The sequence below is a fragment of the Ketobacter sp. genome, assembly GCF_003671495.1.
GTDB lineage: Bacteria > Pseudomonadota > Gammaproteobacteria > Pseudomonadales > Ketobacteraceae > Ketobacter.
The window spans coordinates 320,457-334,589 of record NZ_RCHN01000015.1 but is presented as its reverse complement, the minus strand read 5'-3'; the positions used below and the strand labels follow the sequence as shown (position 1 = coordinate 334,589).

The window sequence follows — 14,133 nt, the reverse complement described above, 5'->3', positions numbered from 1 at the left end:
AGCGGCTACAGTTGCGTGAACAGGTATCCCATTACCGGTTGGTCCCGGTCTTCAACGGGCCTGCTGGCGGCGTCCAGCTCGCTGATGTGCTCTTGCGGCTCGGCAGTCTGCTCTTCCTGCATCCGGATGACGGCTTCCTCATCGCCATCGCTTACAGCAGGCTGTTTCAGCATACTGAAAATGCCCAACAGACACAGGGCGATGACCCAGCTTGCGCTTATGGAGCGAATGTTCATGGTGCGTTCCCTTTGAGGTAGGCTCACGTTGGGTATGCTCACGTCAGATGTATTCAACGCTCTTCATTCTCCATTCTGAGGAAATGTTTTCTACCGAATTAAAATCAAAGTCATTGTGACAAAATACCAATTCAATTTTGTTGCAGTGAGGTTGCGTAACTAAATGGTTGATCTTCTTGGGTTAAAATCCTATCTCACGTAAATAGAACCATTCGCATTTAGGGCTGTCCAACCCCCTAAGGCGGTTGATTAAAGGGGCGGGCAAGGGTGTTAGCAAACAGTGAATCGGGATACGGGCTGGTCAGTGTGTTGCTGCACTGGCTGTCTGCTCTGTTGACCATCCTCTTGTTTGGTGTGGGGCTGTATATGGTGGGCTTGTCCTATTACGATCCCCTCTATCACGAGTTGCCTGAGTGGCACAAATCCCTGGGGGTGGTGCTGGCGTTGCTGTCCCTGTTCAGGCTGGTGTGGCGCGTTCTCAGTGGGCCTCCGGCGCCATTGGCAGAAAAACGGTGGCAGGGGGCGGCGGCGCGCCTGGTGCACGCAACGATGCTGGCCTTGCTGATCCTGCTGCCCGTCACCGGCTATTTTATCGTGACGGCTGAAGGCAAGCCGCTCATGGTGTTTGAGCTTAGTCTGCTGCCTGCGCTGCTGGAGCTTGCCCCGAATCAGACTGACATGGTGGGGCGTTGGCACTTGTGGGGCGCCTGGGGGCTGATCGGGTTGGCAGTCGTTCATGCCGCAGCTGCCCTGAAACACCATTTTGTCGATCGCGATCGAACTCTTATCCGAATGTTAACCATCAAAGGTCAATGACCAATAAGGAGCACACTATGAAAACGAAAATGGGCTACGCCTTCAGTATGGCGGTGATCGGCGCTGCACTGCTCACGTCCGGGCTGGTGCAGGCGGCAGACACCTACAAAATGGATACCAAAGGCAGTCATGCCTTTATCCAATTCAAGATTCAACACCTGGGGTTCAGCTGGTTGCTGGGTCGCTTCAATACGTTCGAAGGCGAGTTTGTGCTGGACGAGGCCAACGTGGAAAAATCCAGTGTTAAAGTGGATATTGATGTGGCCAGTGTGGATTCCAATCACGCCGAACGGGACAAGCACCTTCGGGGCAAAGACTTTTTTGATGTGGCGAAATTCCCCAAGGCCGGTTTCGTCAGTACCAAGATTGAAAAAACCGGGGACAATACCGCTAAGATCACTGGCGATTTCACCCTCAAGGGCATTACCAAACCCATCACTCTGGATGCCACCTACATTGGCGGCGGTAAAGACCCCTGGGGTGGCTATCGACAGGGCTTTGAGGCCACCACCCAGCTTAAGCTGAAAGATTTCGGAATTGATTACAACCTGGGGCCGGCGTCAGAGGTGGTGAACATTTACATCTCGGTGGAAGGCATCAAGCAGTAAATCGATCCCCATAACCTGATCCGTATAACAAAGCAGGGCCCGGTGCTGTCGCGCCGGGCCCTTTTTTTTGTGCAGTGGGTCTGCGGTGATCCCATTGCAACGTTAGCTGAATTGGGAAAAGTCCGGCTTGCGCTTTTCCAGGAAAGCACTGAAGGCTTCCTTGGCTTCTGCGCCGGCCAGCATTTCCGTGAAGTAATTCTCTTCCAGCTTCATGATGGCCTTCAGTTGCGCTTCATTGCCTTGGCGCAACAGCTGTTTGGTGACGCGAATGGAGCGGGGCGGTAACTTGGCCAGCTCCGCCGCTTTGGCCAGGGCATAGGCCTGATATTCTTCCGCTGGCAGGATCTCGTTGACGATGCCCAGGGCTACAGCTTCATCCGGGGTGAACAGTTTGCACAGCATCAGCAACTCAGCGGCTTTACGGTAGCCGACCAATTGTGGGAACAGCAGGCTGGAGCCCGCCTCCGGGCACAGCCCCAAACTGGCAAACGGCATCTGGAATTTGGCGCCCGGGGCCGCGTATACCAGATCGCAATGCATCAGCATGGTGGTGCCCACGCCCACTGCCGGACCGTTCACCGCTGCCACCAGGGGCTTGCTGAGATGGGGGATGGTGCGCAAAAAACGGCCCACCGGGGATTCGCCGCCGATGCCCGAGCTGTTGAGAAAGTCCACCAGGTCGTTGCCGGCGGTAAAGCAATCCTGGGTGCCGGTGATCACTCCCACCCGCAGGTTGGCGTCTTGTTCAAGTTGATCCAGTGCGTCGGAAATCCCGGTGTACATCGCCCCGGTGAGGGCGTTTTTTTTGTCGGCCCGGTTCAGGCGAATGATAATGATGTTGTCCTGGATCTCGGTGATTACTTGATCGGTCATAAGCTGGGTTCCTGAGTCTTCTCTTTTACGCTTTTGTCGTTTTGGTTGGGGTTATCATCCACGTCTGCATGGGAGGCAGCAATAGCCTGGGTCTCAGCCCGTTGTGCCTGTACCAGCAGGTTTAAATGCTGGGCGCTGCCGGGCAGCTGTGGCGGCGTGACACCCGGCAGAATCTCGGCAAAGGCCTGCAGGGGCGAGATCCGTTGGCCGGTTTTGGTGCTTACCATGGCCATGCGGATGACGGCGGCGGTAAACACGGTCTTGCGGTAGGTGAACAGCTGCTCCATGTAGATGTATTTTTCATCCCAGCTGCTGATGCGGGTTTCCGCCTTGAAACGCTGAAACGGCTTGATCTCCTTCACGTAGCTGATCTCGGTGTTGGCGATCAGGGCTTTAAAGCCCCGGCTGGTCATTTCCGTCAGCCAGGGGGTGTGGATCATGTGTTCCACCCGGCCCCGTTCCAGGTATTTCAGGTATTTCACGTTGTTCATGTGAATGTTGGCATCCAGATCCCAGGGCATGCAGCGATAGGGTACGAATACCCAGTCCAACAGATGCCGGGACGGCTTAATCTTCTGAATATACAGTGCAACGATAAACCGGAATATAAACCACATGATACTACCTACATTCGTTGGGTTTGGGTTCAGTGCAGACTTCGAATCAATCCGTTGTCAGCACGACTTTACCAACCGCCTTCCGTTGCAGTATGAGATTCATGGCATCGGCCACCTGTTCCAGCGGGAAAGTGGCGCACACATGAGGCTTGATTTTACCCTCCATGGACCACTTGAACAGCTCCCGGAAGTTCTCCTGGTTGGCGTCGGCTTCCTTGGTCAGCGATGCGCCCCAGAATACCCCCACCACGGAGCTGCTCTTGAGCAGGGTCAGGTTGGCGGCCAGTTGCGGGATGTCACCGCTGGCGAAACCGACGATCAGCAGGCGGCCACCCCAGTTGATGCAGCGCAGGGCGGTTTTGGTGTATTCCCCGCCTACCGCATCATAGATGACGTCAGCACCGTTGCCGCCGGTCAATTGTTTCACCTGATCCTTCCAGTCCTCGTCGTTATAATTGACGATGTGATCGGCGCCGTGGGCTTTACACACCGCCAGCTTGTCAAGGTTGCCACCGGCGGCAATGACGGTGGCCCCCATCAGTTTGCCCAATTCCACGGCCGCCATGCCGACGCCGCCGGACGCTCCCAGCACCAACAGGGTTTCTCCCGCCTGTAACTGGCCCCGCTGCTTCAGCGCATAATAAGAGGTGCCATAGATCATGGTGAAGGCGGCAGCCTCTTCAAAGCTGAAGGTGTCCGGCATGGGAAAGCAACTGGCGCCGGGGACCAGCATCTGTTCGGCGTAGCCGCCCACAAACGCGAAGCCCATGACCTTGTCACCGGGCTTGACGTGGGCCACCTTGTCCCCCACGGCCTTCACCAGGCCCGCCACTTCGGTGCCGGGGATAAACGGCAGCGGCGGCTTGAACTGGTATTTGTTTTCAATGATCAGGGTATCGGGAAAATTGATGCCTGCCGCCTTAACTTCGATCAAGACACTGTGGGCGTCCACAGTGGGGGCGGGGACCTCTTCCACCACCAGCTTTTCCGCTGGTCCGTATTCTTTGCACAGTACCGCTTTCATGAGTCGTTTCCCTATTTTGGTTGGTTCTTTATGGGTTATGGACAGGCTGTTTCCTGGGCATGGCAGGGAAGGGTACGCAGTCCTTAATTTTGAAGTCAATGAGTAGTGCCATCACTGACTGAAAAGGCTAATTAACTGTCAGTTTTGGCCAGTAGCGTGTTGATATTGCCCTGTGTATACTCTCGACCCCATAGTCATACCCCTTTATCGCAACGATAAGTCACTTACTTAAAGAGGACTGAACATGGATCTGAAAGATAAGGTTGCCGTGGTAACCGGCGGTGCTTCCGGTCTGGGACGTGCCACCACCGAAGCCTTCCTGGCCAAAGGTGCCAAGGTTGTGATTTTCGACCTGAATGAAGAGATGGGCAATGCCGTGGCTGCTGAGCTGGGCGACAACTGCCGGTATGAGAGCGTGAACGTGGCAGACGAAGCGTCTGTTAAAGGGGCCATCGCCAACGTGCTGGCAGCGTTCGGTGCCCTGCATGTGGCTGTGAACTGTGCCGGTATCGGTTCCGCCATGAAGACCTACGGCAGCAAAGGCCCTCACTCCCTGGAGATTTTCCAGAAAGTCATCGCCGTCAACCTGGTGGGTACCTTCAACGTGACCCGTCTGGCCGCGGAAGCCATGGCCAAGAACGATCCGGTTACCGAAGACGGCGAGCGTGGCGTGATCATCAACACCGCGTCTGTGGCGGCATTTGACGGCCAGGTGGGCCAGGTTGCCTATTCCGCTTCCAAAGGTGGTGTTGTGGGCATGACTCTGCCGATCGCCCGTGACCTGTCCACCTATGGCATCCGTGTCAACGTGATCGCTCCCGGTATCTTCAATACCCCATTGATGAACGCTGCACCCGATGCGGTGAAGCTGCCATTGATCGAAATGACCCAGTTCCCGAAACGCCTGGGTAATCCCCCGGAGTACGGCCAGCTGGCCTGCCAGATGGTGGAGAACGGTTTCTTCAATGGCGAAGTTGTGCGTCTGGACGGCTCAATCCGTATGGCGCCCCGCTGATCGAACCCACAAGGTTTGATAGCCGAAAAGCCCGCTCCTGCAGCGGGCTTTTTTGTGCCCTGGTGGTAGAGAGGCAGGCACAGTAGTAGTATGGCCAAAGTACGCGGTCTACTTGGTCAATGGTGTATAGGAAACCTCAGCATATGAATAACAAAAAATGGATGGTTCTGCTTCTGCTGGCTACCAGCGTTGCCCTGGGTGGCTGTACCACCTGTGATCTGGCGTTGTGGCTGGGCAACGACGTCTGCGAGATCGGGGGCCTTTGAGTTCCCGGCCCAGGGGTGATGGCGATTGACTGGATTCCAGACTATTCTTACGGCGGGTTGTCACTGGCACTGATGAGCCCGGCGATTCTATGCGTCCTTCCCGGCGCTCATGAAAGGAACAAAGATGTATACGCCTAAGTCGTTTTCCGTGACGGATCAGGAATTGCTGTTCGACTGGATTGAACATTGGAGCTTCGGCAAGCTTGCCACCTGTCAGCGCGGCCGTCTGGAAGTGAACTCCTATCCGTTCCTGCTGGATCGGGAGAAAGGGGAGTTGTTGGGGCACATGGCCCGGGATAACGGTCATTGGCAAAGCACGATCATGGCTGACGATCTGGTGGTGTGTTTCGATGGCCCTCATGGTTATGTCTCGCCCCGTTGGTATAGCCAGCCCAATGGGGTTCCCACCTGGAACTTTGTGACGGTTCAGGTCAGCGGTAAAGCTGAGCTGATCAAAACCGAGGCGGAATCCCTGTGGGTGCTGGAGCGGCTCAGTGAGAACAATGAAGAGCGTTACGGCGAAGGTTGGACGCTGGCCGAATTGGAGCCGTCTGTGCTGGCGGTGATGATGAAGGCGCTGGTGTTCTTTCGCATCAAAATCCACAAACTGGAAGGCAAAGCCAAACTCAGCCAGAACCGCAGCAAGATGGATCGGGTGGGAGTGGTGCAAAAGCTGTCCGCCAAACCGGACACCCAGCAGCAGGAGCTGGCCGCACTGATGCGCAAGGAAATCAAACGCAGCTGACGGGGCCAGCTGCGGCCCCATCGGTGACGCGGATCATCAACGCCTCTGATAACTTACGCTGTCTTTTCCTTGGCCGAGTGTTGGGTTGGCGACGTCACTTGCGTCGGCTTGGGGGCAGGGGGAGCCTCGTACACCACCTGATAGCTGGCATTGACGATGGTTTCCGATGTCTTGGGCAGCATGTAATACATGGCCAGCGCCCCCAGCCCCAGCGGGCCCACCTTGCGTTTGTTGCGGGTGATGATGATGTCCAGCATCCAGTTCACGGCTTTTTCCGGCGACATGGCCGGGGTGTAGTCGTAGATCTTGGTGGGTGCGATCATCGGTGTGCGCACCAACGGATAATTGATGGTGGATACGGTCACTCCGGTGTGGGCCAGCTCGTTGGCCGCCACCCAGCTCCAACCCTCCAAAGCCCATTTTGAACCCAGGTAGGCCGAGAATCGGGCCGGACTCGCCTGCACACCGACGGTGGACACATTGATGATGTGGCCATCGCCCCGCTCCAGCATACCCGGCAGCAGATTCATGGCCATGCGGATGGAACCAAAATAGTTCAACTGCATGGTGCGTTCGTAGTCGTGGAACCGGTCGAAGCTGAACTTGATGGAGCGTCGAATGGAGCGGCCGGCATTGTTGATCAGGATATCCACGCCGCCGTGCGCCTGGATCACCTTTTGGCACAGGGCATCCACTGCATCACCGTCAGACAGGTCCGCTGTATACACAAAGGCGTTGCCACCTTGCTTTTGAATCTGCTCGGCAATGGTTTCCAGCTTGTCCCGTGAGCGGGCCACCAACAGCACGCTGGCACCAGCGGCGGCCACCTGTTCAGCCACCTGGGCACCGATGCCGGAGCTGGCGCCGGTCAGCAGTACGGTTTTGCCCTGCACCCGTTGTTGCAGGGCCTGTTTTTGTTTAAAGACACTTTTGGCATTCCATGTCCAATGGTCCCGTGCGCGATCCAGGTAAGGTTTCAGTTTGGGTTTGCGAAAATACACTTTGTCGGCTTTGGGATTGGGCATTGTGATGAACTCTTCTCGATTAAGGTTATGGGGTGTCCCAATGTTATGGATTGTTCAGGGGGGACAAGCTGTGTTTCCAGTATTGCCACAACTGGGGCAGGTACTGTTCCAGGTCCGGTGGGCTGATCTCGGAACCCTGCAACGCGCGTGCGGCATTGCTGTTATCAAAGGTGGTGTTATACACCACGTAGTTCAGAGCAGCCGGGGCGATGTCCATGCTCTCCATCATCTTGCGCATGGGCCAGAAACGGGACAGCTTGGGCACGATGAAATGGGTGGTCCGGTCCGTTAACCGGTTGGAGAACTTCCAGCGAAAGGTGGGCAGGCCAGACACGCCGGAGATCATGTCAAACAGGTCTGCCACGGAGTAGTATTTGTTGTCGGTGATGTTGAACACCTGGTCCTCAAGGTCAGGCTGGTGGGCAATGTGCACAATGGCCTGGGCCACAAAATCCACCGGCACGATGTTGAGCTTGCCGCACTCCACCCCGGGCAGAGGCAACCACTCCGGCAGCCAGCGATCCATCTCTTCCATCAAGCGGATGATGAAATAGGGGCCGTCGATCTTATCCATTTCACCGGTTTTGGAGTGGCCCACCACCACCGACGGGCGGTAGATGCGAAACGGTACTTTGGATTCCTCCCGCACACATTTCTCCGCCAGGTGCTTGGTGAGGAAGTAAGGGTTGTTGAACCCGGTGCCCTCTTCGAACATGGCTTCAGTGAACAAACCATCGTAGCTGCCGGCCACGGCAATGGAGCTGACATGCTGGAAGCATTCCACCGCGAGGGCCTCTGCCGCCTGCAGGGCGTGGCGGGTGCCTTCCACATTGGCCTGCTTCTGGGTTTCGGCATCGACGCTCAGGTCATAGATGGCACCCAGGTGATAAAGGTGGCTGATGCGGCCCTTCAGTTGCGCCAGGTCGGTGGCAGCAATGCCCAGGTTGGGTTGGGTCAGGTCGCCGACCAGAGCCTGCAGTTGCTGGTGGTCGGCACCAAGGGATTGGCGAATCCGTTCCAGTTTGTCTTCCGAGCCCTTGCGTACCAGGGCGTGCACTACGCTGCCGGGTTGCTTGAGCAGCTCTTCCACTACAAATCGTCCAATGAAGCCGGTGGCACCGGTTACGAGATATTCCATTCTGGCATTCCCTCAAAGCAAAAAAATAGCGACAACAACAATAAGACTAACAAGTGTTAGTTAAGCTAAATCAGGCCTGATAGTAAGTCAATAGGGGGATAGGATTAAATTGTGATTCTCTGTTTCCAAGTATAAACTAACGACTGTATGTTGAAGTGATGAGTGCATTGAATGTCCGAAAGTGTCTCCAAAAACACCCGTTCCGATCGTAAAGAGGCCACTCGCAGGCGTATTCTGGGGGCAGCACTGCAGTTGGTGGAGGAAGGCCGTTCACCGGATGCACTGGGCCTGAGAGAAGTGGCGCGGGCGGCCGGTATGGCGGCTCCCTCTCTTTACAACCATTTTGCGGATATGGATGAGCTGGGCCTGGCGCTGGTGGATGAGTCGCTGCTGCGGTTGCGGGCGGCGGCCCGGGGCGCCCGTAAGGAGATCATGAATCAGGAAGCGGAAGTGGCTCTGAAAACTCTGTTGCAGCAGTTCGGTAAAGCAGTGGCGCATTTTGAGCCGGTGCTCAGGTTGTTGATTTTACAGTGGTTTAACCCCAACCCTGAGTATCGCCGCATCATTCGCCGGGAATTGTCCATTATGCGCCGGGAAATGGCTTCGGACATGAGCGACGCCGCGGTTCGGCGGGGCCTGGGCAAGAGCCGCTATGAAGTTGAATCCGATGCGATTTTTTCGTTGTTGATCACCTATGTGTTGAATGTCCTGGATATGGGCAAGGAAAAGCGGGAGCAACGACTGGCCATGCTGGAGCGTCAGATGCTGATGATGGTGCTGGGCAGTCGCGCCTTGAACGGCTGAATCCCTGTTGCGGGCGGGCGCTTCCTGCTATCCTATGCGGCCTGAAAATTTGCTTCCACAAAGACAGTAGAGCAGGAGAGCACCATGCCGGCGTATCGTTCCAAAACCTCCACCCAAGGCCGAAATATGGCGGGCGCCCGAGCCCTGTGGCGGGCCACCGGCATGCAGGACGAGGATTTCCAGAAACCCATTATTGCGGTGGCCAATTCCTTCACCCAGTTTGTGCCTGGCCATGTGCACCTGAAGGATCTGGGCCAGCTAGTGTGCCGGGAGATTGAGAAAGCCGGCGGTGTGGCCAAAGAGTTCAACACCATCGCGGTGGATGACGGCATTGCCATGGGCCACGATGGCATGCTGTACAGCCTGCCTTCCCGCGAGATCATCGCCGATTCCGTGGAATACATGGTCAATGCCCACTGCGCCGATGCCCTGGTGTGTATTTCCAACTGTGACAAGATCACCCCGGGAATGCTGATGGCCGCATTGCGCCTGAATATTCCGGTGATTTTTGTCTCCGGTGGCCCCATGGAAGCCGGCAAGACCAAACTCTCCGACAAGATCATCAAGCTGGATCTGGTGGACGCCATGGTGGCGGCGGCGGACCCCAACATCACCGACGAGCAGGCGGATGTGTATGAGCGCAGTGCCTGCCCCACCTGCGGCTCCTGCTCCGGCATGTTCACCGCCAACTCCATGAACTGTCTGACGGAAGCCCTGGGCTTGTCGTTGCCCGGTAACGGTACCACTCTGGCTACCCACGCCGATCGTGAGCAACTGTTCCTGGAAGCGGGCCGGCGTATCGTTGAGATCACCAAGCGCTATTACGAGCAGGACGACGCCAGCGTGTTGCCCCGCGCCATCGCCAATGTAAAAGCCTTCGAAAACGCCATCACCCTGGACATCGCCATGGGCGGTTCCACCAACACCATCCTGCACCTGATGGCCGCGGCCCAGGAAGGGGAAGTGGATTTCGGCATGGCGGACATTGATCGCCTGTCTCGCAAAGTGCCGCAGCTGTGCAAGGTGGCACCCAACACCCAGCAATACCACATTGAGGACGTGCACCGTGCCGGAGGCATCATGGGCATCCTGGGTGAGTTGAACCGGGCTGGGCTGTTGCACACCGACGTGTCCACGGTGCATGCGCCTTCCATGGAAGAAGCCCTGGCGAAATGGGATATTACCCAGACCGACGATGAGGCCGTACATACCTTCTTCCGCGCCGGCCCTGCGGGCATTCCCACCCAGCAGGCGTTCAGCCAGAATTGCCGTTGGGATTCCGTGGACGCCGACCGTGCCAACGGCTGCATTCGCTCCCTGGAACACGCCTATTCCAAAGAGGGCGGCTTGGCGGTACTGACGGGTAACATTGCCCTGAACGGGTGTGTGGTGAAAACCGCAGGGGTGGACGACAGCATCCTGGTGTTTGAGGGCCCGGCCCGAATTTTTGAAAGCCAGGATGCAGCGGTAAAAGGCATTCTGGGGGATGAGGTTCAGCCGGGAGAAGTGGTTGTCATCCGTTATGAGGGCCCCAAAGGTGGCCCCGGCATGCAGGAAATGCTGTATCCCACGTCGTACCTCAAATCCAAAGGCCTGGGTAAACAGTGCGCCCTGTTGACCGATGGCCGTTTCTCGGGGGGCACCTCCGGCCTGTCCATCGGCCATGTTTCTCCAGAGGCCGCCTCCGGGGGTGCCATCGGTCTGGTGGAGCAGGGCGATCTGATCAAAATCGATATTCCCAATCGCAGCATCGATGTGTTGCTGAGTGATGAGGTGCTGGCCCAGCGTCGTGCGGCCATGGACGCCAAAGGCAAAGCCGGTTGGAAACCGTTGGAAGATCGTCCCCGCAAAGTGAGTACCGCCCTGCGTGCCTATGCTGCTCTGGCCACCAGTGCCGATCGTGGTGGTGTGCGGGATCTGTCGCAAATCGAACAATAAAGGCGGCGGTGGCTGGTCATAAACGGGGCGCTTAAGGTGCCCCGTTTTACGTTATGGCCAGGCCCGTTTGTTTTCCAAAGTTTATTTGATGTCGATCATTGGCTGGGGCTGCCGGTATTGCGCGATCGAGCGGCTGTGTTATAAACGTTCACAGGCCAATAAAGGGGGAGCCATCATGTCGTCTGCACAACCTGGAATTCTGTCGCCGGTGCCCAAGGTGGCCCGGCATCTCATGTTCACCCACGTACCGGACAGCGATCCGGTGGAGCCGCTGAAGCGACTGCAGGCGGTGGCCGACGGTGACACCATGGTGGTGGGCCTGGGCGCGAGCCTGCTGGCACAGTTGGGATGTGAGATCAAAGGCATGCAGGATATGCCGGCACTGTCCGGGGCTGCCGTTGAGATTCCCTCGACGCCCGCGTCCCTCTGGATCTGGTTGCGGGGTGACGATCGTGGCGAGCTACTGATGCAATCGCGGGATCTCCGGCAACGGTTGGCAGGGGCCTTTGAACTGCGGGAGGCGGTTGATTGTTTTATGTATCGGGACAGCCGTGACCTTTCTGGTTATATCGACGGTACCGAAAACCCTGAAGGTGACAAAGCAGAGCAGGCGGCACTGGTGTCCAGCAATATCGAAGGGCTTGATCAATCCAGTTTCGTCTCCGTGCAGCAGTGGATTCACAATCTCAATCACTTCCATTCGTTGCCCCAAGCGGAGCAGGACAACATCATCGGTCGGCACCTGTCCGACAATGAGGAGTTTGATGAGGCTCCGGAATCGGCCCACGTGAAACGCGCTGCGCAGGAAAGCTTCTCTCCTGAAGCTTTTATTCTGCGTCGTTCCATGCCGTGGAACGATGCCACTCAGGAAGGATTGGTGTTTCTGTGTTTTGGCAAAAGCTTTGATGCGTTCCAGGATATTCTAAAGCGCATGGTGGGGCTGGAGGATGGCATCACTGATGGACTGTTCCGCTTTACCCAACCCATTACCGGCATGTTCTTCTGGTGCCCACCCATGGCCGATGGCAAGCTGAACCTGAGTGTGTTGAAAATCTAGTGGCGCAGGGCTGAAACCGGGGGGCATGCATGGGTTGAGCTGTAGACATTTTTCTTCACAAATGTATTGCTGTCTGGTAGCTTTATCAATGCAGATCATAACAACAACATGCACGGATAAGCTCCAAGAGGTGCAGGCATGCAAGCAGAACTGACGCTCAATCTGAAATGCCCTTCCTGTGGTTCCCTCACGCCAAAAACCCTCTCCGCAATCAAAGCTCAGGCAGCATTTGATTGCGCGTGCGGGTTTCATGCGGATCTACAGGCCAAACCCCTGGTGAAGCACGGCAAGCCGCGTGAGAAACTAGCGGTACCGGCCTAGCCCAAGCGCCGCCGGTCTCAGGGTAAACCCACCGCGGGGCTGCGCCACCGCAGGGTTTCTGCCCCTCCGAATTAAGCCTTCCGGGTGGATTTTCATTAATTGGCACCTGTGGTAGCCTGCCCCCTCTTCAACCTGCCTTGTGTATATCGATGTCTCTGACCACCAAGACGGTTACTGGAGACCAGTTCGCCCACTGGATCGAGCCGGTGGCGGCGCTGCGCATCCAGGTGTTCCGCGAGTTTCCCTATTTATACGATGGTGATGTGGCTTATGAGCAACGCTACCTGTAGCGTTATCAAGCCTCGGACCGGAGTGTGCTGGTGCTGGCATTGGATGGTGCACGGGTGGTGGGAGCCTCCACCGGTCTGCCAATGCGGGACGCGGACAGCGCCTTCCAAAAACCGTTTCAGAAGCCCATCCAGGACGGAGGGGAGGACTTAGCAAGCCTCTACTATTTCGGCGAGTCGGTATTGTTGCCGGAATATCGCGGCACCGGCATCGGCCATCGCTTTTTTGATGAGCGGGAGCGGGTGGCCGCTGAACTGGGTTATGCCATCACCACGTTTTGTGCCGTGGTCAGACCCATGGATCATCCGCTGCGCCCTGCCCAGTATCGGCCCCATGATCTGTTCTGGAACAAGCGCGGTTATCAGTGCCGCCCGGATCTGGAGTGCCAGTATTCCTGGCTGGATCTGGGGCAGACGGAGGATACCGCGAAAACCATGCGCTTCTGGGTGCGGGATAGACAGAGGAAAGATCAATGAGGAATTGTGCTCTATGTTGAGTTATCGCCACGGGTTTCACGCCGGTAATCACGGGGATGTCCTGAAACACTGGGTGCTGGTGTTGTGCCTGGAATACCTGAAGCAGAAGGACAAACCCTTCTTTTATATCGACACCCATGCCGGGAGCGGGCAGTACTCCCTGAAAGACGCCTATGCCCGTAAGACCGCAGAAGCGGACGCCGGAATCGCGCGCCTGTGGGAGGCGACTGACCTGCCGGAGAGCCTCAACCTGTATCTGGCACAGGTGCAGAATCAAAATAAGCGGGGCCAGAATAAAGGCACATTGCTACAGTATCCCGGCTCACCGGCGTTGGCTGCCGGGCTGCTGCGCCCGGACGACCGGCTGCGCTTGATCGAACTGCACGGTTCCGATCTGGTGGCGCTGGTGAAGCTGTTTGCGCGGGATCATCGGGTCAAGGTGCTGGAAGGGGACGGGTTTGTGGCGGTGAAAGGGTTACTGCCACCGGAGAGCCGGCGCGGCCTGGTGCTGATGGACCCGTCCTACGAGATCAAGAGTGACTACAACAAAGTCCTTACCGCCATGAACGAATGCCTGAAGCGGTTTGCCACCGGGCAGTATCTGGTGTGGTATCCGTTGATCAACTCGGTGTCTGCCCAGCGCTTTTCCGAACAGTTGCAAAAGCTGCCCTGCACCCGTTGGCTGGACGTGCAGATGGCGGTCAGCCGTCCACCCCAGGGTCATGGTATGTTCGGCAGTGGAATGTTTGTGATCAACCCGCCCTGGACGTTGCGGACGCAACTGGAGCAGGGACTGCCGGCCCTGACCCAGCTGCTGGCGCAGGATGACGGGGCCGAGTGGTCGATTCAGGAAAAGTCCGAATAAGCCCTCCCGGGCACACAATGA

Annotated in this window: 16 protein-coding genes and 1 pseudogene; 11 read left to right on the top strand and 6 right to left on the bottom strand. The window is 56.9% G+C overall.

From position 1 onward, the window contains the following. Positions 1-5 precede the first annotated feature (5 nt). Positions 6-236: a hypothetical protein gene (locus D9N14_RS07835; RefSeq protein WP_290578751.1), complete on the bottom strand. Its 231-nt coding sequence runs from the start codon at positions 234-236 to the stop codon at positions 6-8. 267 nt (positions 237-503) lie between these two features. Between D9N14_RS07835 and D9N14_RS07830 the strand changes: the two genes are divergently transcribed. Continuing rightward, positions 504-1,052 (top strand): cytochrome b, encoded by a 549-nt coding sequence (locus D9N14_RS07830; RefSeq protein WP_290578749.1) that lies wholly within the window; start codon positions 504-506, stop codon positions 1,050-1,052. A 17-nt stretch (positions 1,053-1,069) separates the two neighbouring features. Then, positions 1,070-1,660 (top strand): YceI family protein, encoded by a 591-nt coding sequence (locus D9N14_RS07825; protein ID WP_290578747.1) that lies wholly within the window; start codon positions 1,070-1,072, stop codon positions 1,658-1,660. Between the two features lie 102 nt (positions 1,661-1,762). Here D9N14_RS07825 and D9N14_RS07820 read toward each other — a convergent pair whose 3' ends face one another. Genes D9N14_RS07820 through D9N14_RS07810 form a run of 3 tightly spaced genes read right to left on the bottom strand, consistent with a single transcriptional unit; the run spans position 1,763 to position 4,174 of the window. Then, entirely contained in the window at positions 1,763-2,533 is a 771-nt protein-coding gene (locus tag D9N14_RS07820) for an enoyl-CoA hydratase (RefSeq protein WP_290578745.1), read from the bottom strand. Next, positions 2,530-3,150: an acyl-CoA thioesterase gene (locus D9N14_RS07815; protein ID WP_290578743.1), complete on the bottom strand. Its 621-nt coding sequence runs from the start codon at positions 3,148-3,150 to the stop codon at positions 2,530-2,532. The genes D9N14_RS07820 and D9N14_RS07815 overlap by 4 nt, the downstream gene beginning before the upstream one ends. Before the next feature lie 46 nt (positions 3,151-3,196). After that, positions 3,197-4,174 carry an NADPH:quinone oxidoreductase family protein gene (locus tag D9N14_RS07810; RefSeq protein ID WP_290578741.1) on the bottom strand — a complete coding sequence of 326 codons (978 nt, stop codon included), beginning with the start codon at positions 4,172-4,174 and terminating at the stop codon, positions 3,197-3,199. 244 nt (positions 4,175-4,418) lie between these two features. Between D9N14_RS07810 and D9N14_RS07805 the strand changes: the two genes are divergently transcribed. From D9N14_RS07805 to D9N14_RS07795, 3 genes are all read left to right on the top strand, one after another. Next, positions 4,419-5,189, top strand: a complete 771-nt coding sequence (locus D9N14_RS07805; protein ID WP_290578739.1) for a 3-hydroxyacyl-CoA dehydrogenase — start codon at positions 4,419-4,421, stop codon at positions 5,187-5,189. 143 nt (positions 5,190-5,332) lie between these two features. Next, a complete protein-coding gene (locus D9N14_RS07800; RefSeq protein ID WP_290578737.1) occupies positions 5,333-5,455 on the top strand; it encodes a hypothetical protein in 123 nt (40 codons plus the stop codon). 124 nt (positions 5,456-5,579) lie between these two features. Then, a complete protein-coding gene (locus tag D9N14_RS07795) occupies positions 5,580-6,200 on the top strand; it encodes an FMN-binding negative transcriptional regulator (protein ID WP_290578735.1) in 621 nt (206 codons plus the stop codon). Positions 6,201-6,253: 53 nt separating this feature from the next. On the opposite strand, the gene D9N14_RS07790 is transcribed toward D9N14_RS07795, so the two are convergent. After that, on the bottom strand, positions 6,254-7,225 hold the full coding sequence (locus D9N14_RS07790) for an SDR family NAD(P)-dependent oxidoreductase (RefSeq protein ID WP_290578733.1): 972 nt from the start codon (positions 7,223-7,225) through the stop codon (positions 6,254-6,256). A 43-nt stretch (positions 7,226-7,268) separates the two neighbouring features. Continuing rightward, the gene (locus D9N14_RS07785) at positions 7,269-8,363 is read right to left on the bottom strand and encodes an SDR family oxidoreductase (protein WP_290578731.1); all 1,095 of its coding nucleotides are present in this window, start codon (positions 8,361-8,363) and stop codon (positions 7,269-7,271) included. Between the two features lie 171 nt (positions 8,364-8,534). Here D9N14_RS07785 and D9N14_RS07780 point away from each other — a divergent pair, with 171 nt between their 5' ends. From D9N14_RS07780 to D9N14_RS07755, 6 genes and pseudogenes are all read left to right on the top strand, one after another. Next, positions 8,535-9,167 (top strand): TetR family transcriptional regulator, encoded by a 633-nt coding sequence (locus D9N14_RS07780; protein WP_290578729.1) that lies wholly within the window; start codon positions 8,535-8,537, stop codon positions 9,165-9,167. 84 nt (positions 9,168-9,251) lie between these two features. Then, on the top strand, positions 9,252-11,105 hold the full coding sequence (ilvD, locus tag D9N14_RS07775; protein WP_290578727.1) for a dihydroxy-acid dehydratase: 1,854 nt from the start codon (positions 9,252-9,254) through the stop codon (positions 11,103-11,105). Between the two features lie 175 nt (positions 11,106-11,280). Then, positions 11,281-12,162: a Dyp-type peroxidase gene (locus tag D9N14_RS07770; RefSeq protein ID WP_290578725.1), complete on the top strand. Its 882-nt coding sequence runs from the start codon at positions 11,281-11,283 to the stop codon at positions 12,160-12,162. A 138-nt stretch (positions 12,163-12,300) separates the two neighbouring features. Then, on the top strand, positions 12,301-12,483 hold the full coding sequence (locus D9N14_RS07765; protein ID WP_290578723.1) for a hypothetical protein: 183 nt from the start codon (positions 12,301-12,303) through the stop codon (positions 12,481-12,483). 149 nt (positions 12,484-12,632) lie between these two features. Then, a pseudogene (locus tag D9N14_RS07760) lies at positions 12,633-13,247 on the top strand (GNAT family N-acetyltransferase). 13 nt (positions 13,248-13,260) lie between these two features. Further along, positions 13,261-14,112 carry a 23S rRNA (adenine(2030)-N(6))-methyltransferase RlmJ gene (locus D9N14_RS07755; protein ID WP_290578722.1) on the top strand — a complete coding sequence of 284 codons (852 nt, stop codon included), beginning with the start codon at positions 13,261-13,263 and terminating at the stop codon, positions 14,110-14,112. The last annotated feature ends 21 nt before the right edge of the window (positions 14,113-14,133 follow it).